Origin of the sequence: Rhizobium sp. HT1-10 (genome assembly GCF_049472505.1) — a bacterium.
In the GTDB taxonomy this organism is placed as follows: domain Bacteria; phylum Pseudomonadota; class Alphaproteobacteria; order Rhizobiales; family Rhizobiaceae; genus Rhizobium.
Genome location: NZ_JBCEBQ010000001.1, coordinates 427,602 through 452,400, shown reverse-complemented (window position 1 = coordinate 452,400; position 24,799 = coordinate 427,602). Strand labels below are relative to the sequence as shown.

Here is a 24,799-nt window from a genome sequence, read left to right as displayed (position 1 = left end):
ATGAAAGCCCAACCGAAAGCCTCGCACTTCATCGACGGCAAATATGTGGAGGACGCGGCTGGCGCCGTGTTCGAAAGCCTGTATCCGGCCACCGGCGAGGTGATCGCCCGGCTGCATGCGGCAACGCCGGCCATCGTCGAGATGGCGATCGCCGCGGCCAAGCGCGCCCAGCCGGAATGGGCCGCCATGAGCCCGACCGCGCGCGGCCGCATCCTGAAGCGCGCCGCCGACATCATGCGCGAGCGCAACCGCGAACTGTCCGAGCTGGAGACGCTGGATACCGGCAAGCCGATCCAGGAGACCATCGTCGCCGACCCAACCTCGGGCGCCGACAGCTTCGAATTCTTCGGCGGCATCGCGGCAGCCGGGCTCAACGGCAGCTATATCCCGCTCGGCGGCGATTTCGCCTATACCAAGCGCGTCCCGCTCGGTGTCTGCGTCGGCATCGGCGCCTGGAACTACCCCCAACAGATCGCCTGCTGGAAGGGCGCGCCCGCCCTCATCGCCGGCAATGCCATGGTCTTCAAGCCATCCGAAAACACGCCGCTCGGCGCCCTGAAGATCGCCGAAATCCTTGTTGAGGCCGGGCTGCCGAAGGGGCTTTACAACGTCATCCAGGGCGACCGCACCACCGGCCCGTTGCTGGTGAACCACCCTGACGTCGCCAAGGTGTCGCTGACCGGCTCGGTGCCAACAGGCCGCAAGGTGGCAGCCAGCGCGGCCGGCAGCCTGAAGCATGTGACGATGGAGCTCGGCGGGAAATCGCCGCTGATCGTCTTCGACGATGCCGACATCGACAGCGCCATCGGCGGCGCCATGCTCGGCAATTTCTATTCGACCGGCCAGGTCTGCTCGAACGGCACCCGCGTCTTCGTCCACTCGAAGATCAAGTCCGAGTTCCTGAAGCGTCTGAAGGCGCGTACCGAAGCGATGGTGATCGGCGATCCCATGGACGAGGCAACGCAGGTCGGGCCGATGGTATCGCTCGCGCAACGCGACAAGGTTCTTTCCTATATCGACAAGGGCAAGGCCGAGGGCGCGACGCTGATCACAGGCGGCGGCATTCCGAACGATGTCTCCGGCGAAGGCTATTACATCCAGCCGACGGTCTTTGCCGACGTCACGGATGGAATGACCATCGCCCGCGAGGAGATTTTTGGGCCCGTCATGTGCGTGCTCGACTTCGACGACGAGGACGCGGTGATCGCGCGCGCCAACGGCACCGAATTCGGCCTCTCCGGCGGCGTCTTCACGTCGGACATCACCCGCGCCCACCGCGTCGTCGACCGGCTGGAAGCCGGCACGCTCTGGATCAACACCTACAATCTCTGCCCCGTCGAAATCCCCTTCGGCGGCTCCAAGCAATCCGGCTTGGGCCGCGAGAACTCGCTGGCGGCGCTGGAGCATTATTCGGAGCTGAAGACGGTTTACGTCGCGATGGGGCCGGTGCAGGCGCCGTATTGAATTGTCTGGCCGATCTCCCCCCTTGTGGGGGAGATGTCGGCGCTAGCCGACAGAGGGGGGTGGCCTCCGCAAACGTCGAGTTTGCCGCATCACCCCCCTCTGTCACTTCGTGACATCTCCCCCACAAGGGGGGAGATCAAAAAGAGACATGACCATGCAAGCAGACTTCGTCATCATCGGTTCCGGCTCGGCCGGCTCGGCCATGGCATACCGGCTGTCGGAAGACGGCAAGCATTCGGTGATCGTGCTGGAATATGGCGGCACGGACTTCGGGCCGTTCATCCAGATGCCGGCAGCGCTCGCCTGGCCGATGAGCATGGATCGCTACAACTGGGGCTACCTGTCCGAACCCGAGCCGAACCTCAACAACCGGCGGATCACCGCGCCGCGCGGCAAGGTCATCGGCGGCTCGTCCTCGATCAACGGCATGGTCTATGTCCGCGGCCATGCAGAGGATTTCGACCGCTGGGACGATCTCGGCGCCCATGGCTGGAGCTATGCCGACGTGCTTCCCTATTTCAAGCGGATGGAAAACAGCCATGGCGGCGAGGAAGGCTGGCGCGGCACCGACGGGCCGCTGCATGTGCAGCGCGGCGGTTTTCGCAATCCGCTGTTCCACGCCTTCATCGAGGCCGGCAAGCAGGCGGGCTTCGAGGCGACCGACGACTATAACGGCTCGAAACAGGAGGGTTTCGGGCTGATGGAGCAGACCATCTACAAGGGCCGCCGCTGGTCGGCTGCCAACGCCTATCTGCGGCCGGCCCTGAAGCGGCCGAATGTCACCCTGGTCCGCTGCTTTGCCCGCAAGGTGGTGATCGAGAACGGCCGGGCCGTCGGCGTCGAGGTGGAACGCGGAGGCAAGATCGAGGTGATCAAGGCCACCAGGGAGGTCATCGTCGCTGCTTCCTCGTTCAATTCGCCAAAACTGCTGATGCTGTCGGGGATCGGGCCGGCGGCCCACCTCAAGGAGATGGGCATCGAGGTCAAGGTCGACCGGCCGGGCGTCGGCGCCAACCTGCAGGACCATATGGAATTCTATTTCCAGCAGGTGTCGACCAAGCCGGTGTCGCTCTATTCGTGGCTGCCCTGGTTCTGGCAGGGCGTGGCGGGCGCGCAATGGCTGTTCACCCGCTCTGGCCTCGGCACCTCCAACCAGTTCGAGGCCTGCGCCTTCCTGCGCTCGGCCCCCGGCGTCAAGCAGCCCGATATCCAGTACCATTTCCTGCCGGTCGCCATCAGCTACGACGGCAAGGCGGCCGCCAAGAGCCACGGCTTCCAGGTGCATGTCGGCTATAACCTGTCGAAGTCGCGCGGCGCGGTGACGCTGCGGTCGTCTGATCCGATGGCCGACCCGGTGATCAACTTCAACTATATGAGCCATCCCGAGGACTGGGAGAAATTCCGCCATTGCGTGAGGCTGACGCGCGAGATTTTTGGGCAGCAGGCTTTCGACCACTATCGCGGCCCGGAAATCCAGCCGGGCGCTACAGTCGAAACCGACGAGCAGATCGACGCCTTCCTGCGCGAGCACCTGGAGAGCGCCTACCACCCCTGCGGCACCTGCAAGATGGGAGCCAAGGATGACCCGATGGCCGTGGTCGATCCCGAGACCCGCGTCATCGGCGTGGAAGGCCTGCGTGTCGCGGATTCCTCGATCTTCCCATCGCTGACCTATGGCAACCTCAACGGTCCCTCGATCATGACCGGCGAAAAAGCCGCCGACCACATCCTTGGCCGCCAGCCGCTGGCCCGCTCCAACCAGGAACCCTGGATCAACCCGCGCTGGGAGGTGAGCGACCGGTAGGGATTGCGGCGTCCAACGCACGAGACCTATCTGCTCGGGGCAGCCGTGCTCTTGCGGACGATCAGGTCTACCGCAACGACGTCGGAATGCACCGGGCCGGCGCCTTCGAGTATCGCCGCCACTGCCCGCCGCCCGATTTCCGCAAGCGGCTGGGCGATGGTCGTCAAAGGTGGCTGCGACAGCGCCGCCTCAGGCACACCGTCGAAACCGACGACGGACACCTCACCGGGCACGGCGATGCCGCGATCCGAGAGCCAGTGCAGCGCCAGCATCGCGATGCGGTCGGACATGGCGAGAATCGCGGTCGGCCGCACCGGAGCGGCGAACAAGGCCGAAAGTGCCGCCTCGACCGTCGGCTGGTCGTTCAGCGTCGAAAACACCGGAATGTCGTCCGGCCCGACACCGAAGGTCTCCATGCCCTGCCAGTAGCCACGCATGCGCTCCCGCATGCTCCCTCCCATGGCAGTGTCGAGCAGCGCCGGCGAGATCTGCCCCGGCGGCACGTCGTCGTGTCCGATCGCAAGCACCGCAACCTGCCTGTGTCCCAGCTCACCCAGGTGGTGCGCCGCAATGGCTGCCCCTGCCCTGTTATCGATGCCGATCTTCGGGATCGAGACGTCTTCCTCGCCCAGCGCCAGTGCGACAAACGGCAACTGTCGTTCGCGCGTCAATTCGACAAGCTTCTCGCCGCCCTCGACACAGAGCAGGATGAACCCGTCGACCAGGGCGCTGTTGACGTTCCAGGCCAGCTTTTCCTGGCTCTTGGCCGACACCAGCGCGATCCCGGTGCCGCTGAGATCGCAGACGTCGCCAATCGCCGTCATGATCGCGCGCGCCCATGGGTCATCGAAGAAATAGGATAGCGGCTCGACCGTTGCCACGCCGATAGCGTTGACCCTGCCCGCCCTGAGCAAGCGGCCCTTCACGTCGGGGCCCCTGTAGCCCAATGCGGCGGCCACTTTGAGCACGCGCTCGCGAACTTCCTCGCGCACCACATCCGGCCGGTTGAAGACGTTGGAGGCCGTTCCCTGCGACACCTCCGCTACCCGCGCAACATCGGCCAGCTTTGCATTTTTTTCCTTCATACCGTTCTCCGACTGCGGTTGATTCAGAGCATAGCGCGCGCTTTGTATCGATTCAACTTTCCCTTGACAGGCGATCGGTCGGGCGCGATTATTGAATCGATTCAAAATCCGTCTCCATTTACTGCCGACTGAAGGGAGTGACCGCCATGTCATCGATCTCGCGCCTCTATGCCGACCTCTACATCGAGCGATTTGGCGACCCGGACGATCCGGAACCTGAGGAAGCAAGGCAGTCTCCGGCCGCGTCGGAGGGGTTTGCCGTTCTTGTCCTGCAAGCGATCTTCCGGCGTCGTGTGCGCAAACGGGCCAGCGCCTGGTCCTTCACATTGCCCATCGACCGTCGACTTCGGTGAGTGGCTCGGACGAGCGGTTGTCCGTGCCCTTGACCATTTCCGCCTTGCAAGGCGCGCGAGGCGGGTCGATAAGGGCACCCTAACCGGGGCGCCCCATAGACCCCGCGCAGCCCCCGCTTTCTGCCTCCAAGAGCCGCCATGTCCGCCTTCTATCGAAAATCGAAATTTATACGCCGATCCCGGATTATCTGGGGCTCCTATGGTGCCTGGCGGCCGCGGCTCGTGTTCTGGGCGGGGGCCGTGGCCATCGGGCTGATCAGCGTCGGCTTCGCCAAGCTCGCCGACATGGCCCAGCATCTGTTCGGCGCGGTCACCACAGCGGGTACGTGGGGCTTTCTGCTGCCGCTTGTCATCACGCCTATTGGCTTCGTGCTGTCGGCCTGGCTGGCCATCACGCTGTTTCCGAATTCGCAGGGCAGCGGTATTCCGCAGGCGATCGCCGCCCGGCACCTGCACCAGGAGGATGACCGGGTGCGGCTGCTGTCTCTCCGCGTTGCGTTCGGCAAGATCCTGCTGACGGTCCTCGGCCTGATGTCCGGCGCTTCTATCGGCCGCGAGGGGCCGACGGTCCAGGTCGGCGCCGCGATCATGCTGGCGGCGGCGCGGTTCGGCGGCATGGCGCAGGCGCGCGGGCTGATTCTCGCCGGCTCCGCCGCCGGGATCGCGGCGGCCTTCAACACGCCGCTCGCCGGCATCGTCTTTGCCATCGAGGAGATGAGCCGGACCTATGAGGCCCGCGCCAATGGCCTGGTGCTGACGGCCGTTATTCTCGCCGGCCTCGCCGCGCTCGGGCTTTCCGGCAGCTACAACTATTTCGGCACGGCGGTGACGGCGCCGACCCTTCTGGCCGATTGGGGCCTGGTGCTGGTCTGCGGCATCGGCGGCGGCGCGCTCGGTGCCGGCTTCAGCGGCATGGCGCTCTATTGCGGGCTGCGCATCCGCCGTTGGGCACAGCCGCAACCGCTGAGGCGGATGCTTTTTCTTGCCGGCGCTTGCGGCCTTGCCGTGGCGATGATCGGGATCGTCTCGAGCGGCAATACCTTCGGCACCGGCTATGACCAGGCGCGTGGCGCCGTCGAAGGCCATGCGCTGCCGCACCTGTTCTTCGCCGAAAAACTGCTGGCAAGCTTCCTGTCGATGATCTCAGGCATTCCGGGCGGCATTTTCGCGCCGTCTCTGGCGGTCGGAGCGGGCTTCGGCAGCACGGTCGGGGCACTGATGGGAACGAGTATCGCGCTCGCCGCCATTCTTGGCATGGCCGGCTATTTCGCGGGTGTGGTGCAGGCGCCGATGACGGCCTTCGTCATCATTCTCGAGATGACCGGCGACCATCAGGCGGTCATTCCGATCATGGCGGTATCGATGCTCGGATATGTGACGTCACGCATGCTGTCGCCGGAGCCGCTCTATCACGGCCTGTCGCGGGTCTTCATCGCCGCCGCCATCCGGGCGCGGCGTGCGCAGTGATGACATGCTGTCCGCAGCAAAGCGGTGACAGAACCAGGATCAGGCCAGCAGACGGGTGACCGTGGCGCTTTCGGGACGTCGGAGGGCGTCGGCGATCGTGGTGTTGAACAGCACCTTGCGCATGGCGTCGGCGACCTTGGAGAAGACGTGGTGGATTTCGCAGCCCTGCTCGCCGTCGCAATCGCTGCATCGGCGATAGGCTGTCAGCGACAGGCAAGGCAGCGGCGCGATCGGGCCGTCGATGATCCGCAGGATCTCGCCGAAGGTTATTTCCTCGGCCGGCTTCAACAGCAGATAGCCACCCTGCTTGCCGCGCCGGCTTTCGACGATGTCGCGGTGCTTGAGTTCGAGCAGGATCTGCTCCAGAAACTTCTTCGGGATCTTCTGTTGCGTAGCGATCTCGGAAATCAACACCGGTACGCCTGCATCCGCCCGGGCAAGGATGGTCAGCGCCCGCAACGCGTATTTTGCCTTCTGCGTTATCATTCGATCGCTACTCACCCATGGTCGCCAAGCGCACCTTATAAGAGTCCTTATTCCTTATGGCGCACGCCGCCTGAACGGAATTTGAACGCTGGGGGATCTGGCTGACGGCGCCACGCGCAGGGATGGAAATCCATTTGACAAGCAGACTATAACTCTACTAGATTGGTAGATATAGCCACGACGACACCCGTCGTGGGCGGCGGAGATGTTTGCCGAAAGCGGTTAAGGCGGTTGCTTTTCCGCGGTATTTGCCAACGTGAGAGATATTTGCTCACGGCAGGGCATTTTAGAAATCGAATTTCTGTCTTTGTGCATTCAGGTCTGCGATATTGCAGCACCGTGAGGACAGGGTTTTTCGATGACTGCCATCAATCCGATTGAAGATACCGAAGCATTGAACGACAGGCTTGGCGAACTCGACCTTGCCGGCCGATTGTCGCTGGCGGCGACCCTCGGCCATGCGGTGTTCACCACGAGCCTTGGCATCGAAGACCAGGTCATCACCGCCGAAATCGGCACCCACCGGTTCCCGATCGAGGTTTCGACCCTCCAGACCTGGCGCCTGTTTCCCGAGACGCTGGCGCTGATCGACGAGACGGAGAGCCGTTACGATATATCCATCCGGCGTTTCGAACCCGAGCAGAGCGATGTCGACGCCTTCGTGGCGCGATACGGAATGAACGGCTTTTATGAGAGCGTCGAGGCCCGTCATGCCTGCTGTGGTGTGCGCAAGGTTCTGCCGCTTGCCCGCGCACTGGCAGGCGCGACCATCTGGGTCACCGGCCTGCGCCGCGGTCAGTCCGCCAATCGCGCCGATACCCCGTTTGCCGAATACGATGCCGAGCGGCGTCTGCTGAAGATCAATCCGCTGGCCGACTGGGACATCGATCGCATCCGCGCCTACGTGGCGGACAATGCCGTACCGGTCAATCCGCTGCATGCACGCGGCTATCCGTCGATCGGCTGCGAGCCCTGTACGCGCGCCATCAAGCCTGGCGAGCCCGAGCGCGCCGGCCGATGGTGGTGGGAAAACGACGAGACCCGCGAATGCGGCCTGCATGTCGCCGAAGATCCGGTCGTCGCTTCCTGAGACACCCTCGCAGCACCACCCCATCCCGCCTTCAAAGACATTTCCTTTATTCCGGCCGCCCCAAGCGGTCGGCGACGACAGAGTTGGAATTCATCATGCCCGACAGCCGCCCGGATACGGAACTGAGCAATCCGCAGAGCATCAAGCCGCCGCTCGATCCGCATCTGAAAGCCCTTGAGAACGAATCCATCCACATCTTTCGGGAAGTGGCGGCGGAATTCGAGCGACCGGTGATGCTCTATTCGGTCGGCAAGGATTCGTCGGTGCTGCTGCATCTCGCCCGCAAGGCCTTCTATCCCGGGCGCGTTCCCTTCCCGCTGCTGCACGTCAATACCGGCTGGAAGTTCTCAGAGATGATCGCCTTTCGCGACAAGATTGCGAAGACCTACGATCTCGACCTGATCGAACACATCAATCCGCGCGGTGCCGAAGAGGGCATTACGCCTTTCACCCACGGATCGTCTGTCTTCACCGACATCATGAAGACGCAAGGGCTGCGGCAGGCGCTCGATGCCGGCAAGTTCGACGCTGCCTTCGGCGGCGCGCGGCGGGACGAGGAAGCCAGCCGCGCCAAGGAGCGCATCTACTCGTTCCGCACGCCCGATCACCGCTGGGACCCGCGCAACCAGCGCCCGGAACTCTGGGACATCTACAACGGCATGATCCGCCAGGGCGAAAGCGTGCGCGCCTTTCCGCTGTCGAACTGGACCGAAGTCGATATCTGGCGCTACATCCAGGCCGAGGACATTCCGCTGGTGCCGCTGTACTACGCCAAGAAGCGTCCTTTCGTCGAACGCGACGGCATGATGATCCTGGCCGAAGACCCAAGGCTCGAACTGCTCCCCGGCGAAGTGCGCCAGGAAGGCATGATCCGCTTCCGTACGCTCGGTGACTTCCCGCTGACCGGCGCCATCCGCTCCGAGGCGACCACGCTCGACGAGGTGATTGGCGAACTCGAGATTGCAACGGTTTCCGAGCGGCAGGGACGCGCCATCGACCGCGACCAGTCCGGCTCCATGGAAAAGAAGAAGCGTGAAGGATATTTCTGAGATGACCGCTGCAAACGTCCTCACCCTCCCTTTGAGCGAGTCCGCGAAAGCCGTGCGCGACAGCCGCCCCTTGCGCCTCATTACCTGCGGCAGCGTCGATGACGGCAAGTCGACGCTGATCGGTCGCCTGCTCTGGGACACCAAGGCCATCAAGGAAGACCAGGCCGCAACATTGCGCCGCGATTCCACCGGCAAGCAGAACGACCTCGGCCTGCCCGATTTCGCGCTGCTGCTCGACGGCCTGCAGGCCGAGCGCGAACAAGGCATCACCATCGATGTCGCCTACCGCTATTTTGCGACGGACAACCGCTCCTTCATCGTCGCCGACACGCCGGGCCACGAGCAGTACACCCGCAACATGGCGACCGGCGCCTCGACGGCAGACCTCGCCATCCTTCTGATCGATGCGCGTGTCGGCATTCTGGAGCAGACGCGCCGTCACGCGACGATCGCTTCGCTCCTCGGCATCAAGCAGTTCGTGCTGGCTATCAACAAGATCGACCTCACCAATTACGACCGCGCCGGCTTCGACAAGATCGCCCATGATTTCAAGGAATTTGCCGATACGCTCGGGATCAGGCAGATCACCACGATCCCGATGTCGGCACTGAAGGGCGAAAACGTCGTCTACTCCGGCGCCGCTTCGATGCCCTGGTATACGGGCCCGACGCTGGTCGAGGCGCTGGAGCTTGCCACCGTGCGCTCGTCGCAGGCGGTCGGCTTCCGCCTGTCGGTGCAACGCGTGTCGCGGCCCGGCGAGAGTTTCCGCGGCTATCAGGGTACGGTTGCCGGCGGCGCGGTCAAGCCTGGCGACAGCGTCATGATCCTGCCCTCGGGCATGGTTGCCAATGTCTCCAAGATCGTCACCTTCGACCTCGTTCGCAACGCAGCAGTTGCCGGCGATGCGATCACGCTGGTGCTCGACCGCCAGGTCGATGTGTCGCGCGGCGACATGATCGTCGCCATCGACAACCAGCCGCAGGTAGGCCTTTCCTTCGACGCGCAGATCGTGGCGCTGCAGCCGGAAGGCATTCATTCTGGCAAGCGCTACTGGCTGAAAAGCGGTAGCCGCCGCCAGCGGGTACAGGTCATGCCCGTCAGTCAGCTGGAGCTTAAGAGCGGCGCATGGAAGGCGGCAACCTCGCTGCCGATGAACGCCATTGGCAAGGTCCGCCTGATGTTCGATGAACAGGCGATCTTCGACCCCTATGATCAGAACCGCTCGACCGGCGCCTTCATCCTGATCGACGCCGACACCAACAACACGGTGGCTGGCGGCATGGTGTCGGGAAAGCGGGCGAGCATCGATTCGATGGATCAGGGCAACGGGCGCGTGCTGTTGTCGCTGCCGGCCGATCTTGCCGAACAGATCATGGCAAGCGAACTATTTGCCAGCCGCCGCGACGAGGCGGAGATCCGCCACATGACTTCGGCGCAGGCGGCCGAGTTGTGGGCGAATGCGGCCAGCGACATCTGAAGGACCTCGGCGGCAGCGGGATCTCTTGCACCCCGCAGCCGCCTAGCGGGTCGTCCCGCGCGCGATCAGCGTGAAATCCAGGGCGGTTTTCGGCGACAGACCTTCGCCCGCGATGGCGCGCACCAGCATGTCGGCTGCCTGGAAACCGAGATCGAAACGCGGCATGTGGACCGTCGTCAGCGGCGGATGGGTGGAGGCGGAAAACTCCAGATTGTTGACGCCGCATATGCCGAGGTCCTCGGGCACGCGAATGCCGCGACGCTGGCATTCGAAGAGGACGCCCAGCGCCAGATCGTCATTCTGGCAAAGCACGGCATCGATATCAGGCGCGCGGTCCAGCAACTCCGAAAACAGCTTGCAGCCGAGCGCGACGCTGGTCGGGCGCGCCTCGTGAATGACCAGCGCCGAATCAAGAGCCCCTTCCGAACGCAGAACATTCTCGTATCCCTTCAGGCGCTGGCGGACCCGGACGTCCGGGCAGCCGCCGATCAGGGCGATACGGCGATAGCCGCGCGACCATAAATAGCGGGTGGCCGCTTCGCCGGCCGACATATGCCTGACGGTCATCACCATCTGGCCGGGTTCCTGGCTGTGATCGAGGATATAGGCAATGGGACAGGGGGCACTGGCCGCGGTGGCGGCGGTTTCTTCGCAGGACTCCGTTCCGACGAAAATCATGCCTGCCGGGTTTTGGGCGAGGAAACTGCGGACCTGTTCCAGCTCGTTTTCGCCGCTGTACATGGTGTTGGCATATTGCGTCTGCAGACCGGTGTCGCGGATGCGGGCTTCGATACCGCACATGATGTCGGCAAGGATCTGGGTGTTGATCGCCGGCGCCAGGACGGCAATGATGCCGCTGTGCCGACCCGCCAGCGCACGCGCCGCAAGATCCGGCACATAGCCCATCTCCTTGATCACCTGCAGGATGTCGCGACGGAGATCGACGGACACCTTGTCTGGATCTCGCAGGGCGCGCGAGACAGTGATTGCGCTGACGCCCACCCTTTCCGCCACGTCGCTCAGCCTCACGCGCGATCGCTTGTTTCGCCGCGTTGCCGCTTCCGTTCCGGTCCGTTTTAAAACCATGCACCCATCCATGCCATGCCGACGTTGCGCTTGCCAGTGTGCAGCGCCCAGTCGGCTTTTCAATACGCATGCAAGCTTTTTTGGATCACCGTGACAGCAGCCTGCCGGCTTCGAAGTTTCACGCACCACCTGGATCAGTGGCATATGTCGAGTTTCGCATTTGTATCGGATCGTCACAATTTGTGTGCTGCCAGAGACGCTTTAGGACGGCAGGACGCTAGTTTTGTCTTTTTCGGCTGCTATATGCTGCCTCCATGGATACCAATCGGCTCTTGAAAATAAGCGTCTGGCTTTATGTGGCAGCTCTCGTCGCTCTGACGCTGGCGCATATTAACTGGCAGGCCGAGATTGGAAATCCCTTCGATATCTACCGCATCATCGCACTCTGTGCAGCAGGTTGCCTGGCGCGCGTCGCCTATCCGGACTCGCCCTCTTTCGCATTCCTGATGGTCATCGGCACCGTCTGCGCACTCGGCCTCGCCCATGTGGTCACGACAGGCGATGACGGTCGGCCGTTCGACATCATCATCGACATGGCGAGCGGCATGTGGGGCGTCGTTCTCGGCGGTGCAATCCGCAAGATCCGCCTCCCCTCGCCTTTTCGAACCACTGCCGCCGAATAGGCTCAACGCCTGTCGTTGCGCCTTCTCTGGCTGACCTCGCCGCCATTCCCGTACGTGGCTTGCCGCGCTGCGATTGCCGCGTGAGAGGTCGCTGAAGCCCGTCATCCAGCTATCACACAACCGCCCTAGAACCCGTGAGACCGACCGACTGCTGCAACCTGCGGGATGTTTCCATCGCGCAGGCAACGCCCGCTCGGCATCAGATTCCGGAGGATATCGAGACGATGACCATTTCCCTGAAGAGACTGCTGCTTTCCACCAGCCTGCTGGTGGCGGCAACCATCATGCCCGTTCACGCCGAGGACGCATCGTCGATGGCCGGTCCGTCACCGATTAGCAAAGGCCTTGTCGGCATCGGCCGTATTCCGGCCAACCAGCGCGATTCCTTCGGCGAGACTTTCGGCTCCGGCTCGGGCATGGCGATCGATCCTCAGAGCTGGACGCGCACCGCCGATGGCTACAAGGGTAGCCTCTGGCTGCTGCCGGACCGCGGCTACAATGTTGCCGGCACCACCGATTACCGCCCGCGCATCAACACCATCGACATCCAGCTGACACCCACCGCCCCCGGTGCTGCGCCGGTCGCCGGCAAGGAACAATCGGGCGTGGACGCAAAGCTGACGAAGACGATGCTGCTGCATGACGACAAGGGCGCCGACATGACCGGGCTCGACCCTTCGTCGGGCGTTCGCGCCGCAAGCGGTACACTGCCGATGCTGCCACAGGCCTCGAACGGCAAAATCTCGCTCGACAACGAAGCGATCGCGCGCCTTGCCGACGGCTCGATGCTGATCAGCGACGAATATGGCCCGAACATCTATCACTTTGCCGCCGACGGCCGTCTCGTATCGGCGACGCAGCCACCGGCCGCGCTGGTCCCGATGCGCAACGGCAAGCCGAATTTCGCCTCGAACAATCCCGGCCCCGGCGACAGCGCGCCCGACCCGAAGGACCCGCAGACCGGCCGGCAGAACAACCAGGGCCTCGAAGGCATGGCGCTGACGCCCGACGGCAAGACGCTGATCGCCGTGCTGCAGTCGGCGACCCGCCAGGACGGCGGCGACAGCAGCAGCACCCGCCAGAACACCCGCGCCCTCGTCTATGACGCCAGCGACGTCGATCACCTGAAGCTGATCCACGAATATGTAGTGCAGTTGCCGGTCTTCACCGATGCCAAGGGAAAGACGGCGGTGGCCGCCCAGAGCGAAATCGTCGCGCTGTCGCCGACCTCGTTCCTCATGCTCGCGCGCGACAGCAATAACGGCTACGGCCAGAAAGGCGACACCTCTCTCCACCGCGGGATCGACCTCGTCGACCTCTCCAAGGCCACCGACATCGCCGGCTCGGCCTTCGATGCCGACAAGCCCGTGGCGCCCAAGGGCGTGCTGGACCCATCGGTCACCCCGGCCACCCGGACGCCGTTCATCGACCTCAACGACGCGGCTGCGCTTGCCCGCTTCGGCCTTCACAACGGCGCCCCGAACGACCGCAACAATCTTTCGGAAAAATGGGAAGCGATGTCGCTTGCCAGCGTCCTCGACCAGAAACTCCCGGACGACTACTTCCTGTTCGTCGCCAACGACAACGACTTCCTGACCCAGGACGGCTTCCAGGTCGGCGCCGCCTACAAGGGCGACGGCGGCGCTGATGTCGACACCATGTTCCAGGTCTTCCAGGTCACCATTCCTGGCCTCTCCCGGAAATAAGGTCGCCCTGAAAGAGGACGGGCGGCACCACCGTCCGCCCTCTTCCAGCCTGCGCCCAAGGCCGCCCTTGCAGGCAGCCCGGCCACGCCTCGCAAAAAATCGGGACCAATCGATTTGGTCTTGTCTAACCAAAAACGCTGGTCTATGAAGACGCCGCTGGTCACGGAGTGTAGCGCAGTCTGGTAGCGCACCACGTTCGGGACGTGGGGGTCGAGTGTTCGAATCACTCCACTCCGACCAGTCTTAAAAACATCCCGAATTTCATTCCGACACACGCGAACTCTGTTCGCAGACGCTCAAAGCTGCCGGCATTGGTCCCGCGCTTGAGCTTCCTTCTGCAGGCGCAGCCAGGCTTGTTCCTTGGCGCGGAGCAGTCTCCTGATGCTTGCCAGCTCGGATGCGGAATGGGGTGCGTCGTCAGGCGCCGGGGCTTGATCTCGGACGTCGTTCATGGGCTTCTCCCTGATGGCGTGCTCTTGCGGCGCGCCTTATTTCAAGCGAATTCACACTTTCTTCTATTGCCGCGATCCGTCCTCCGGCGGCGCAGGCATAGGCTGGGCGACGAGCCCCTCGTTCAGAGCGCCCTTCCTTCGAAGGAGGCGAGCTGCAGCATGACCAGGGCATCGGCGCCATGTGGTTGCCGGCTTTCCAGGCGAGCGGCGGGCTCAGGCTGGGCGTTGCCGCAACTGCCGTTGCCGCCATGGGCGAACTGCGGCTGCGAAGTCGAAGAGGCAAAGCCGGAGGACGGCTGTAGTGTTTTCCCGTGCTCAACATGCAAACTGGACATCATCGGCTCCGTTTGGTGATCCCGGACGTGAAACGAAGGAAGGCTGTGATCGTTCCGCGCGAGCGACGATTCACCGGGCAGCCGTGGCCTATATGGTTGATGCAGGCAGGTAAAAGCTGGCGAACCGACAGACCGCAGCTGGCCTTTCACGAGGATGAAACCCGGCTGATGTCAGGCAAAACGCTTCTGCTGCCAATGGCATCTGCCATTCGTCCAGAGCGACTTGACAAGTCGCGCCATCCTCGGCGGCTACGAAGCAAGCGCCAAGTGAATTCCAGCGACTATTTTTTGCTGCCGCTCAAATCCAGGTCAAAATTCCAGCCAGGGGCGTAGTGATGTGTTGCGGGACTCATTTGAGCTTCTGATACGAAGCCGCTCCAACTCTGCGTCGGCCATGGCCATTCTCGCCTGAGTGGCTCTTTGTTGACCTGCAGAAACGTCAACAACAGGCCGCTCACTGCCAGCGCTTTTCCAATCTTCGACACATCTGACAGAGCTGAGGCGGCGACCATGACCCACAAGACGCCTTGGACGTACCAGTATCTCTGTCCCACTGTGCCAGCTTCAAAAATTCGCGGTAGATGGTTGAATTTGACGCAAACTATCGCCGTCAGCAGAAGCACGCCCGAAACAAGCCCAGCCCGAAGCCATCGACTTTCCCCGGCAAACAAGGTTGCAACCAGAAGCAACGCGGCAACAAGCGGCAAAGGTGAATAGCCGAACGGCAGCGCCAGCAATCTTGCAAACAGCCAGACGGGCTCTGCTTTCTGAGAGCCCGTAGACTCGGGGGACAGAACTATAACCAGCACCTGTACGAGACCGGAAATGCCGGCGATGATCGCTACCCAATTGATGGACCTGTAACGATAGAACTGAGTGGCGACGACGATCGCCGTCAATGGCGCGAAGGCTGCAGCGAATGGGCCCGATAGCGATGCCAGAAAAGCAAAAACAAGCCCTTCTGCTCGGCCAATCGCGCTTGTCTTCAAAATTAAAGCCAGCAGTCCCGGCGCAATCACCCATTGCAGGTTGGTGACGCTTCCGACAGGCTCCGTCCAGCCGCTGGCGAGAACTAGGGCGATTGCGGCGATTGCGCCCCCCGCGCCGGCGCCGCAGACTCGAATGATGATGGATGCGCTCCAAGCTGTCATTGCCACGACGATGATCATCGACAGGCTAGCTGCCCAACTCAGTGGAAAAAGGTCGATAAGCATCATAGAGAGCCGGGGAATTGCATGGAGATAACCGGCATAGGGAAAGAAAAAGGCCTGCCAGCCGAACCGAAGCTGGTCGCTTAGGAACATCGACGCATCCTCAGCCCAGAACCTGGGCGGCCACAAATCGGGAGCCCTGACGGCAAGAGCACACAAAAAAATCATACTCAGAAGTAAAACGCGCATAAACGGGGGATAGCAACTTTTGGGCGAATTTCAAGTGCTTAAGTTGCATATGACTTCATGCGTATACAGCCTTGACGATAAGAGCCGATCTTTGCCCATAACCCTTTCAACGACCTCACTCTCCTCGCTCAGGACACAGGCGCAGGCGGAGGATGGCAATTGCGATGATGCATCATTTGAAGGAAAACGGGCAAAGCGACGCTACGGCAGCCGCATCAAAATCACCGAAGCAGGCTCAGCCGAGCTCGTCAGGGCGGTTGTCGTTGGCCTCGATGACGAGCAAGGCGGCTATGTCCTTGGCGAGGTCGCGGCCGAGCGCGATGAGCGGTACACCGCGCATCTCGGCGACCATGTGGTTGGCGTTGTCGATGACGGACCATGTACCGCTGCGGTCCCTCTTCGCCACAAAACGCGGCTCGTTCATGGCGTGTCCCCCGGCTCGAATGCGGTTAAACTAACCCCGGAACTTGCCTTCATTCATGTCGGCCGGATCGTAGTTGACGTCCCAATCCTTGCCCGCTTCCTTCTCGCCAGCCGGCTTCTTGTCGAGCGTTGCATCCTCTGAGCCGGTGACGACGCGCGGACGGGCGCTGTGGAGCCCGTCGTTGTCGCTGCTTTTCAGCAGCTTGCGGTACTGACCCTTGGCATCCGCTTCCGGGGTCTTCGCGTCGCCGGTGCCGGGATTGTCTGGAGTTGCCATGTCACTGCCTTTCCGTTCCACTTGGTCGCTCTGATAGAGCGCGTAGCCTTGTCTGTTTATCGTCTCCCAACATGAACCACTGTGGCCGGGCTTGGTTCCGGCAGGATGCAGCCTGGCGTCTCCCAATGCGCAACCGCCTGCATTTCGAAGCATAGCTCTTCAGCATCAGAGAGGCGCTGATCCACCCATTTTTGATCGCTTGCCAGAGGCGCGGCCCTATCGATTTTCAGGGAAAAATGGACCACTGTAGCGGCCGCGCAAAGACAGGGTTGCCCTTTGCTGCCTTCCGCAATCAGGCGACACGACCAAAGGATTTCCCATGAAAAAGACGCTTCTCACCGCCTTCGCCTTCACGCTCGCGCTGCCGCTTCTCGCGCAGGCTGCAACGCTCAAGTTTCCGAGCGATGCGCCGATCGCATCCGTCACCATTCCCGACAGCTGGGCGCCGAAGGAAACTGATAGCGGCATCGACGCGACCTCGGATGATTCCGCAATCTATTTCTCGATCGATGTCGCCGATGAAAAGTCCACCGACAAGGTCGTGAGCGACGCCATCGACTTTCTGACCAAGAGCGGCGTGAAGATCGATCCGGCCACCCAGAAGGATGAAGGCGACAGCACGATCAACGGCATGAAGATGTCGACGCTCGGCTGGCAGGGCACCGACAATGACGGTGCCGTCGATGTCGAACTGGCCTTCCTGTCGCCGGCGCCCGGCAAGCTGCTGGTCGTGACCTACTGGGGCTCCAAGGACACGGGCAGCAAGCACGACAAGGAACTGACCGGCATCCTTTCCTCGCTCGTCCCCGTCAAGTAAGCGGTTCTCACGGAGCCAGCACCCGATCCGCGGCGGATGGGTGCCGGCGGCGGACAATTAGTGCAACACAGGCTGCAAATTCGCCTTTAGCCCGCTAATGGCAATTTTCTTTTTCGCAGCGACGCGCTAAAGCCGTGGGCGGGACAGACGGGAACGGCGCGGGACAGCGGCTTTTCCGACCGTCAATGCGCGAGAATGAGCTCAAGGACGATATGATGAACATCCGCATGATTTCTGCGGCAGGGCTGCTTACAGCCCTCGCCGGTTGCACGACCGTTTCCACCGCCATACCGATCATGAAGGCCAACCCAGTGGAAGCCTACTGGTCCGGCAAGTCGGCCGGCAAGTTCTTCGCCGCCTACGGCCCGCCGATCTCCGACCATGACGACGGTGGCGGCCGGGTCTACAACTGGCGCGGCGGCTACAAGAAAGCCCGCATCGGCGGCCAGACGGCAGACGGCGGCAAGCCTGCCCGCACCGTCAACTTGAGCTGCAAGGCCGACATCACCACCTCGTCGGACTATGTCATCCGCTCCGTGCGCATCCTCGGCGACATGCCTGGTGTCAATGGCCCATCCTATTGCCAGGAGTTGCTGATCCCCGCGCCGACGCCCGCCGCCAGCTAACTTCGCAGCCACCCGCACGACATCACACAGGCGGCTCTCAGCCGCCTGTGTGTATCAGCGCATTTCAGCGCCTAGCTTCAATACTGTACTCCCTGCCTTTCTTTAACGACGCACTTCGTGACGCAAAACCGCTACGCACTGTCGCCGGAACGGCTCTAGGGCTGGCGGCCAGCCCATGCTAAACGCATCCCGCCACACGGCACCCGGCCTAACTTCAGCGGAGCGCGATCATGAACCCCATCGAATTCGGACTTGATACCTTCGGCGACGTCACATCGTCGCTCGACGGCGTGCCGCTGAGCCATGCGCAGGTGCTGCGCAATGTCGTGGAGGAGGCCGTGCTGGCCGATTCCGTCGGCATCGACTTCATCGGCATCGGCGAACATCATCGCGCCGATTTCGCCGTCTCTGCCCCCGAAGTGCTGCTCGCCGCGGCGGCGGTGCGCACGACCCGCATCCGGCTTGGCTCGGCCGTCACCGTCCTCTCCTCCGACGATCCGATCCGCGTCTTCCAGCGCTTTTCGACGATCGACGCGCTGTCCAACGGCCGCGCCGAGGTCATTCTCGGACGCGGCTCCTTCACCGAATCCTTTCCGCTCTTCGGTTTTCCGCTGCGCGACTACGAGACGCTTTTCGAGGAAAAGCTGGAGATCTTCTCCGCCCTGATCACCCAGAAAGAGGTGAACTGGAAAGGCACGATCCGTCCTCCGCTCGTCAACCAGCAGGTATTTCCGCCGATCGAGACCGGCAGCCTCAAGACCTGGATCGGGGTCGGCGGTAGCCCGGAATCCGTGGTCCGGGCCGCGCGCTACAACCTGCCCCTGATGCTGGCGATCATCGGCGGCGACCCGAAGCGCTTTGCGCCCTATGTCGACCTGTCGAAGCGCGCCTATGACCAGTTGAAGCTACCGATGCAGCCGATCGGCGTGCATTCGCCGGGTTATGTCGCAGATACCGACGAGCAGGCCCGCAGGGAACTGTGGCCGGACTACAAGCGCATGCGCGACCAGATCGGCGCGGAGCGCGGCTGGCCGCCGATGCAAGAAGCGGAATTCGCGCAGGAAATCGAGCACGGCTCGCTTTATGTCGGCTCGCCGGAAACCGTCGCCCGCAAGATCGCCGCCACCGTCAAGGCGCTCGGCCTCTCCCGCTTCGACCTCAAATACAGCGCCGGCCCCCTGCCCCACGAAAAACTGATGCGCTGCATCGAGCTCTACGGCACAAAGGTCGTGCCGATGGTGCGCGAGATTCTGGGCTGACGCGGATTCTTCCTGCCTTAGAATGCCGTTTCGACCAGGCTTGCCAGGGCGTGGCGGCCTGTCTGATAGACGGCGCGCGGGGCGTGCAGCGCCATCCCGACAAGCCCTTGTCTCGGCTCTGCGAGGCTCACCGTCTCCATCGGCGCAACGGCGGCATCTGACATCACGGCACCCTCGGGCGCGGCGCCGTCGCGACCGACGATCAATGGATCCTGCGTTTCGCAGCCCGGCAGGCAGCTCTCGAAGCTGACCACTTCAGGCGCTTCCGCGACCGGCTCGCGAACAGGCTTCCGTGCCGGTGACGAGGCGTGTCGGGCGGCGACCGGCCGCGCTTCCGCGACCCTGGCGATCGGGATCGGGATGGTGGCCGGCAAGAGGTTCGCAGTCGGGCTCGCATCGACCACCGCCTGGGACTGGGAGATGCCGGGACTGTCCTCGAAGCTCGCCACCACCGTTGCAATCTTCGGAGCAACGCTGGCCACCGATGCCTGTTGCGGCGCGGCGCCTTGGTGAGTGGCGTAAGCTGCCAGCGCAAGCGCACCGCACATGACGATCGAAAATGCGGCCCTTGCGATCATGTCGCTTCCGGTCCTGTACCAAGTCTCCGACTGCGGGCTCATCAGAACCTCCTTGTTCGCTGCATCGGTGCCATTGAGCGCCAGGATTGCGGCAGCGATTTTGTCGGACTAAGGCCATTCGCGGGCGAATCGTCAGGATTTGTTGCAGATGGAGGCTTGCGAGATCGCGTCGTGCCAGCGGAGCGCTCGATACGGCAGCCGTCCCTTGTTCGGCTATCGGCGCACTCCGCGCGTCGGGCAGTGGAGGAGGAAGTGTCCCGCTCGAGCCTTTGCGCGGCGCCGGCGCCGCCTATATGGCCTCCTGACGAAGACAACGAAGAGGATCGAGCCCGATGAGACCGCGCGTAATCTGCCTGATGATGACATCGCCGGATGGTAGCCTGCATCCGAGCCGCTGGACCAAGAGCCCGGATGGCAGCCGCGCCGACTGGTCGGCGCTCTACGAGCAGCTCCACAAGTCGCATAATGGCAAGGCATGGATGGTCGGCCGGGTGACGATGGCCGAAATCTCCAAGGCCGAGGCGCACCCGCCTTCCGGGCCCTTCGACGTCAGGCGGCCGCACCATTTTGCCAAGCCTGATGCGGCGAGCTTCGCCATCGCGCTCGACCCTTCGGCCAAGTTGCATTTTTCCGGCGACGCGCTCTATGGCGACCATGTCGTGGTGCTGCTTGGATCAGACGTCCCCGACAGCCATCTGGCCGAACTGGCGGCCGACGGCGTGTCCTACGTGGTTTCGCAAACGAGCGAGATGGATACCGGCGCGATGCTCGACCTTCTGGGGCGAGAGCTTTCCATCGACACGATCCTTCTCGAGGGGGGTGCCAACGTCAACGGCAGGCTGATGGCGGCCGGCCTGGTGGACGAACTCAGCTTCGTCGTCGCGCCGGCGCTGGAAGGCAAGCGCGACAGCGACAGGATCATCGAGTTCGGCGACGAAGGGCTGGCGGGCAAGGCCGAGCTGTCGCTGATCTCCTGCGATCCCCTTGGCCACGGCGCGGTGCATCTGCGCTATGCGGTTCAGAAGCCGTCGGAATGACGCTGCAGTTTAAAAGGGCCGAATCATCGGGCGCAGGCGTTCGCCTGATCAGCCACCGGCCCTGATGCCTCTCCGAAGACAGCGCTGCTCCTATGAACGGCGCTGACTGGGCTTGGGAACATCGGCCGTGTCGGCACCCGGCCAGGTCCGGACTTCGTGAACCTGTTCGGGGAGATGGTCCGTCAGGTAGCTTTCGTGGCCAGGCAGGCCCATCGGATAGAGCGCATCGCGGCTTGCCTCATAGGCGGCGCCTTTCGGGGTGCAGAGGCGGATGCGCATGTCCTCGGGCGCGACATCCCGGCGATTCTGCACACCGTCGACGGGACCCGAGCCCGCGAAGCGCCCCTCGAATGCCTGGGTCAGATATTGCGCGGAGCGCTCGTTGCGCTCCCGCTCCGTCGTCGCTCCCATAAGAACAACCATGACGCTTCGGCCGTTTCGGGTGGCAAGGCCCACGTAATTTCGGCCGGATGCGCAGAGAAAACCGGTCTTCATGCCGATCGTGCCGCTGAAACTGGTCAGCAGCGCGTTGTTCGACTTGATCTCCTTGCCGTCGATGACGACAGCCGTTGCCGCAAAGAAGCGCCGATACTCGGGAAACAGCTTCTCGACTTCCATTCCGAGGATCGCTAAGTCGCGCGCTGTCGTATAGTTGTTGCGGTCGAAGAGCCCGTTCGGACTGGAAAAGTGGGTGCCTGTCATGCCGAGGCGCACGGCTTCCTTGTTCATCCGCTCGACGAAGGACGCTTCATTCGGCGCAACGGCCTCCGCCAGCGCAACGGCGACATCATTGGCCGAGGCGGTGATCGCCGCAAACAGCGCATCTTCCAGCGTCATCGTCCTGCCGTAGGTGAGGCCGGATTCGAGAAAGGCCTGCTTCGTCGCATTGCGCGTCATCGTCACGGGCGTCGAAAGCGTGACTTCACCGGAGCGAAGCGCTTCGAAAACCACGAGCGCTGTCATCAGCTTCGTCGTCGAAGCCGGATACCACGGCACGCCGGCGTCCTCCTGATAGAGAACCTGGCGCGTGGCCGTATCGACCACGAGCACGGGCGTCGCGCCAGCGGGCACCGAGGTGGAAAGGAAGGCAAAGACCATCCCCGCTTTTTGCCACCACCCCGACATTGGAAATTTCATCATGCACCAGGCTCCTCAGAAGGATCCCCTCATGCCACGAGAGGCGATCCCGGCACAAGCGGCGGAGAAAGGCGATGAGAGGTGTTGACGGAAATGTGCGGACGTCGCGATGATGACAAATATTGGCTGGGGCGCCTGGATTCGAACCAGGGTATGACGGCATCAAAGGCCGTTGCCTTACCGCTTGGCGACGCCCCAGCATGGTCCGGCGACGCTGCCGCCGAACCGAGGCCTGATTAGCAAAGCACGGCGCCCGTCACAATCACTAAGTTTTGTGCAGCACGATATTTTTATGGACGCATCCGGGCGCTATGCTAGGGCGGGAGCGAGACCATCTTCGGATTGCCCGTGGCACCTGCCTCGGCGACAACCAGGCGCAATGACATGGCGAGCCCCAATTTCGACCGTTCCTTCGATCCGGCCTATGGCCGCGCCGTGCCCGCAGCACCGGGGGTCGAAAGGCTGACGGTCAACAATCCGAGCGCCTTCACCTTTCATGGCACCAACAGCTATATCGTCGGGCACGGCGGATCGGTGATGGTGATCGACCCAGGGCCGGAAGGCGACGCACATTTCGATGCGCTGATGGCAGCGCTCGGCACCCGCTCGGTCAGCCACATCCTCGTCAGCCACACCCATCGCGATCACTCGCCGCTTTCAAGGCGGCTGCAGCAGGCGACGGGGGCGCTCACCGTCGGCGAAGGGCCGCACCGGGCGGCGCGGCCGCTGCACAAGGGCGAGACCAACCCCTTCGACGAAAGCGCCGACCGGGATTTCGTGCCCGATATCGCCATCGGCGACGACGAGACCATCGTCGGCGACGGGTTTTCGCTGACGGCGCTGCTGACGCCCGGCCATTGCGCCAACCATGCCTGCTTTGCCCTCGAGGGCACCGGCATCGTGTTTTCGGCCGACCATGTGATGGCCTGGGCGACCAGTATCGTCGCGCCGCCCGATGGCTCGATGGCGGATTACATGGCCTCGCTGGAGCGGATGCTGGCGCGAAACGACAGCCTCTTCCTGCCCGGCCATGGCGGCCCGGTGCGCGAGCCCGCCGCCTTCATGCGTGGCCTCCGCGCCCACCGGCGGATGCGCGAGCGGGCGATCTTCGAGCGCATCAAGGCAGGCGACCGATCGATCTTCGAGATGGTTGGGGCAATCTACCGTGACACCGATGCACGGCTGCATGGCGCCGCAGCACTTTCCGTGCTGGCACATCTCGAGGATCTGGTGGACAAGGGGACGGTCGCAACCGACGGGCCTCCGTCGCTGAACGGCACCTACCGCCCGGCCTGATCGATCTTGGGTCGCAACAATCATCTGATGGGGACGAGCATGCCACGCCAGCGAGACTTCAGCTATCGGGACGATGAAGCGGTCCCCGATTTCGACGACAGCCGACCGATCATCGTCTTCGACGGTCACTGCGTCTTCTGCTCCGCCTGGGTCCGTTTCGTCCTTAGCCAGGATCGGCGGCAACGCTTTCGCTTCATCGCAGCGCAGACGCCGCTCGGCGACGCGCTCTACCGGCATTACGGCCTCGACACGCGCGACTACGAGACCAACATGCTGCTCGCGCACGGCCGCGCCTATTTCAAATCCGACGGCACGATCCGCATGCTGACCGGGCTTGGCTTGCCCTGGTCGATGGCCGGCATTCTTCGCCTCATCCCCGGGGCGCTGCGCGATGCGATCTACGGCTTCATTGCCCGCCGCCGCTTGCTCATCGCCGGCCGGCGCGACAGCTGCTATCTGCCGACGGCAGAGGAGCGCGGCCGCTTCCTGTCTTGACGGTCAATTGCCGACGATGCCGAGGAGCTCGGCATCCAGCGCCTTCAGATAGGCCGCAGCGACTGAAGCGCTGACGCCGAGATCATGGGCGCCGTAGCGCGAGGCGACCCTGATGTCGACCAGCGTCGTCTCCGCCTCCTCATGCAGGCGGATCACCACATCCAGAGGCAGGCCGAAAATCTTTGTGCGCGTCTCGCCCTGCAGCGTCACGTCGGTGACGCGCTGGATCAGGGCGGCGATGGGATCGTTGTCCTCCAGCGTCGCCTCGGGTCGCGGAATCGGGATGGGGCCGATATCCGGTGCCCTGACGATGGGGCCGCCGCGCTGCGGCTTGGCCGGCAGATCGTCTATGGTCGGGTCACGTACTTCAGTGCCTTCCGCCTTGACGAGAACGATCCCCCGCTGGCGGGCGACCTTTCTGACGGCAAGCAGCACACGGTCCATTGCGCCTTCGTAGCGTCGGCCGGTCAGTTCGGGGTAGGCAAGGCTCTGGGCCTGGCGGGTGGCGTCGGAGATCGTCGGATCGCGGCTCAGCCATAGCCTCTCAGGCCGAGGCGGGACCAGCCAGGCCGGCGCATCGGCGAGATCCGTCGTCACGTCGAAGAGCGCCGGTCGGGTGACGTAGCGCTCCGCCGCGAAGCCCAGCAGCGCCAGCGGCAGGGCGGCATAGACCAGCGTCTTGAGCGCCGAGACCCCGGCGACCGCACCGAACCGCCAAAGCTGGACGAGACCCGCGAAGGCAAGCAGCACGGCAATGAGGGCAAGGCCCGCAGACAGCAGCAGAAAGAGCACGAGGTAAGGTGTCGTCAACGACCCGAAGCGGTGGCCGAGCAGCACCAGGATGCACAGCACCAGCGCGAAAGCGGCCATCTGATGCCCAAGGCGGGCGGCACGGGACAGGGGTCGATCAAAGCGAATAGTCATCAAGGGCTCATCGGATCGGTGCCGGGCAGGCAGGGCTTTCTCTGTGTAGAGCA

At 63.2% G+C, this 24,799-nt stretch carries 26 protein-coding genes and 2 tRNA genes; 16 read left to right on the top strand and 12 right to left on the bottom strand.

Annotation, left to right across the window (positions count from 1 at the left end; translation table 11 throughout):
* Positions 1–1,464 carry a betaine-aldehyde dehydrogenase gene (betB, locus tag VH564_RS02205; RefSeq protein WP_423338188.1) on the top strand — a complete coding sequence of 488 codons (1,464 nt, stop codon included), beginning with the start codon at positions 1–3 and terminating at the stop codon, positions 1,462–1,464.
* Positions 1,465–1,618: 154 nt separating this feature from the next.
* Positions 1,619–3,268, top strand: a complete 1,650-nt coding sequence (gene betA, locus VH564_RS02200) for a choline dehydrogenase (RefSeq protein WP_423338714.1) — start codon at positions 1,619–1,621, stop codon at positions 3,266–3,268.
* A gap of 26 nt (positions 3,269–3,294) precedes the next feature.
* On the opposite strand, the gene VH564_RS02195 is transcribed toward betA, so the two are convergent.
* Positions 3,295–4,353 carry a LacI family DNA-binding transcriptional regulator gene (locus VH564_RS02195; RefSeq protein ID WP_423338187.1) on the bottom strand — a complete coding sequence of 353 codons (1,059 nt, stop codon included), beginning with the start codon at positions 4,351–4,353 and terminating at the stop codon, positions 3,295–3,297.
* Positions 4,354–4,499: 146 nt separating this feature from the next.
* On the opposite strand from VH564_RS02195, the gene VH564_RS02190 reads away from it, so the two are divergent.
* A complete protein-coding gene (locus VH564_RS02190) occupies positions 4,500–4,706 on the top strand; it encodes a hypothetical protein (protein ID WP_423338186.1) in 207 nt (68 codons plus the stop codon).
* 138 nt (positions 4,707–4,844) lie between these two features.
* A complete protein-coding gene (locus VH564_RS02185; RefSeq protein WP_423338185.1) occupies positions 4,845–6,173 on the top strand; it encodes a chloride channel protein in 1,329 nt (442 codons plus the stop codon).
* 39 nt (positions 6,174–6,212) lie between these two features.
* On the opposite strand, the gene VH564_RS02180 is transcribed toward VH564_RS02185, so the two are convergent.
* Positions 6,213–6,659: an RrF2 family transcriptional regulator gene (locus VH564_RS02180; protein WP_423338184.1), complete on the bottom strand. Its 447-nt coding sequence runs from the start codon at positions 6,657–6,659 to the stop codon at positions 6,213–6,215.
* A gap of 358 nt (positions 6,660–7,017) precedes the next feature.
* Here VH564_RS02180 and VH564_RS02175 point away from each other — a divergent pair, with 358 nt between their 5' ends.
* The 3 genes from VH564_RS02175 (at position 7,018) to cysN (ending at position 10,275) form a co-directional block, all read left to right on the top strand.
* Positions 7,018–7,749 (top strand): phosphoadenylyl-sulfate reductase, encoded by a 732-nt coding sequence (locus VH564_RS02175; protein WP_423338183.1) that lies wholly within the window; start codon positions 7,018–7,020, stop codon positions 7,747–7,749.
* A 95-nt stretch (positions 7,750–7,844) separates the two neighbouring features.
* On the top strand, positions 7,845–8,798 hold the full coding sequence (gene cysD / locus VH564_RS02170) for a sulfate adenylyltransferase subunit CysD (protein WP_423338182.1): 954 nt from the start codon (positions 7,845–7,847) through the stop codon (positions 8,796–8,798).
* Between the two features lies 1 nt (position 8,799).
* Positions 8,800–10,275, top strand: a complete 1,476-nt coding sequence (cysN, locus tag VH564_RS02165) for a sulfate adenylyltransferase subunit CysN (RefSeq protein ID WP_423338181.1) — start codon at positions 8,800–8,802, stop codon at positions 10,273–10,275.
* Positions 10,276–10,317: 42 nt separating this feature from the next.
* Here the strand turns inward: cysN and VH564_RS02160 are convergent, their stop codons facing one another.
* Positions 10,318–11,361 (bottom strand): LacI family DNA-binding transcriptional regulator, encoded by a 1,044-nt coding sequence (locus VH564_RS02160; protein WP_423338180.1) that lies wholly within the window; start codon positions 11,359–11,361, stop codon positions 10,318–10,320.
* Positions 11,362–11,615: 254 nt separating this feature from the next.
* Between VH564_RS02160 and VH564_RS02155 the strand changes: the two genes are divergently transcribed.
* From VH564_RS02155 to VH564_RS02145, 3 genes are all read left to right on the top strand, one after another.
* The gene (locus tag VH564_RS02155) at positions 11,616–11,984 is read left to right on the top strand and encodes a hypothetical protein (RefSeq protein WP_423338179.1); all 369 of its coding nucleotides are present in this window, start codon (positions 11,616–11,618) and stop codon (positions 11,982–11,984) included.
* A 224-nt stretch (positions 11,985–12,208) separates the two neighbouring features.
* On the top strand, positions 12,209–13,690 hold the full coding sequence (locus VH564_RS02150; RefSeq protein ID WP_423338178.1) for an esterase-like activity of phytase family protein: 1,482 nt from the start codon (positions 12,209–12,211) through the stop codon (positions 13,688–13,690).
* A gap of 163 nt (positions 13,691–13,853) precedes the next feature.
* A tRNA-Pro gene (locus VH564_RS02145) sits at positions 13,854–13,930 on the top strand.
* Positions 13,931–13,986: 56 nt separating this feature from the next.
* On the opposite strand, the gene VH564_RS02140 is transcribed toward VH564_RS02145, so the two are convergent.
* The 5 genes from VH564_RS02140 to VH564_RS02120 form a co-directional block, all read right to left on the bottom strand.
* Positions 13,987–14,142 carry a hypothetical protein gene (locus VH564_RS02140; protein ID WP_423338177.1) on the bottom strand — a complete coding sequence of 52 codons (156 nt, stop codon included), beginning with the start codon at positions 14,140–14,142 and terminating at the stop codon, positions 13,987–13,989.
* Between the two features lie 122 nt (positions 14,143–14,264).
* A complete protein-coding gene (locus VH564_RS02135) occupies positions 14,265–14,477 on the bottom strand; it encodes a hypothetical protein (RefSeq protein WP_423338176.1) in 213 nt (70 codons plus the stop codon).
* A gap of 281 nt (positions 14,478–14,758) precedes the next feature.
* On the bottom strand, positions 14,759–15,781 hold the full coding sequence (locus tag VH564_RS02130; RefSeq protein WP_423338175.1) for a hypothetical protein: 1,023 nt from the start codon (positions 15,779–15,781) through the stop codon (positions 14,759–14,761).
* 331 nt (positions 15,782–16,112) lie between these two features.
* Positions 16,113–16,301 (bottom strand): hypothetical protein, encoded by a 189-nt coding sequence (locus VH564_RS02125; protein WP_423338174.1) that lies wholly within the window; start codon positions 16,299–16,301, stop codon positions 16,113–16,115.
* A 30-nt stretch (positions 16,302–16,331) separates the two neighbouring features.
* Positions 16,332–16,577, bottom strand: a complete 246-nt coding sequence (locus VH564_RS02120; RefSeq protein WP_423338173.1) for a hypothetical protein — start codon at positions 16,575–16,577, stop codon at positions 16,332–16,334.
* Positions 16,578–16,896: 319 nt separating this feature from the next.
* On the opposite strand from VH564_RS02120, the gene VH564_RS02115 reads away from it, so the two are divergent.
* The 3 genes from VH564_RS02115 (at position 16,897) to VH564_RS02105 (ending at position 19,279) form a co-directional block, all read left to right on the top strand.
* Positions 16,897–17,394 carry a histidine kinase gene (locus VH564_RS02115; RefSeq protein ID WP_423338172.1) on the top strand — a complete coding sequence of 166 codons (498 nt, stop codon included), beginning with the start codon at positions 16,897–16,899 and terminating at the stop codon, positions 17,392–17,394.
* A gap of 215 nt (positions 17,395–17,609) precedes the next feature.
* The gene (locus VH564_RS02110; protein ID WP_423338171.1) at positions 17,610–18,020 is read left to right on the top strand and encodes a hypothetical protein; all 411 of its coding nucleotides are present in this window, start codon (positions 17,610–17,612) and stop codon (positions 18,018–18,020) included.
* Positions 18,021–18,250: 230 nt separating this feature from the next.
* Complete coding sequence (locus VH564_RS02105) at positions 18,251–19,279, top strand: LLM class flavin-dependent oxidoreductase (RefSeq protein ID WP_423338170.1); 1,029 nt, start codon at positions 18,251–18,253, stop codon at positions 19,277–19,279.
* Between the two features lie 17 nt (positions 19,280–19,296).
* On the opposite strand, the gene VH564_RS02100 is transcribed toward VH564_RS02105, so the two are convergent.
* On the bottom strand, positions 19,297–19,899 hold the full coding sequence (locus VH564_RS02100; RefSeq protein ID WP_423338169.1) for a hypothetical protein: 603 nt from the start codon (positions 19,897–19,899) through the stop codon (positions 19,297–19,299).
* A gap of 290 nt (positions 19,900–20,189) precedes the next feature.
* On the opposite strand from VH564_RS02100, the gene VH564_RS02095 reads away from it, so the two are divergent.
* On the top strand, positions 20,190–20,894 hold the full coding sequence (locus VH564_RS02095; protein WP_423338168.1) for a dihydrofolate reductase family protein: 705 nt from the start codon (positions 20,190–20,192) through the stop codon (positions 20,892–20,894).
* Positions 20,895–20,984: 90 nt separating this feature from the next.
* Here VH564_RS02095 and VH564_RS02090 read toward each other — a convergent pair whose 3' ends face one another.
* Complete coding sequence (locus tag VH564_RS02090; RefSeq protein WP_423338167.1) at positions 20,985–22,034, bottom strand: D-alanyl-D-alanine carboxypeptidase family protein; 1,050 nt, start codon at positions 22,032–22,034, stop codon at positions 20,985–20,987.
* Positions 22,035–22,154: 120 nt separating this feature from the next.
* A tRNA-Gln gene (locus tag VH564_RS02085) sits at positions 22,155–22,229 on the bottom strand.
* A 186-nt stretch (positions 22,230–22,415) separates the two neighbouring features.
* Between VH564_RS02085 and VH564_RS02080 the strand changes: the two genes are divergently transcribed.
* Positions 22,416–23,327, top strand: coding sequence for an MBL fold metallo-hydrolase (locus VH564_RS02080; protein WP_423338166.1), 912 nt, complete (start codon positions 22,416–22,418; stop codon positions 23,325–23,327).
* Between the two features lie 39 nt (positions 23,328–23,366).
* Positions 23,367–23,822 carry a thiol-disulfide oxidoreductase DCC family protein gene (locus tag VH564_RS02075; RefSeq protein ID WP_423338165.1) on the top strand — a complete coding sequence of 152 codons (456 nt, stop codon included), beginning with the start codon at positions 23,367–23,369 and terminating at the stop codon, positions 23,820–23,822.
* A gap of 3 nt (positions 23,823–23,825) precedes the next feature.
* Here VH564_RS02075 and VH564_RS02070 read toward each other — a convergent pair whose 3' ends face one another.
* A complete protein-coding gene (locus VH564_RS02070) occupies positions 23,826–24,746 on the bottom strand; it encodes a DUF1499 domain-containing protein (RefSeq protein WP_423338164.1) in 921 nt (306 codons plus the stop codon).
* Between the last annotated feature and the right edge of the window lie 53 nt (positions 24,747–24,799).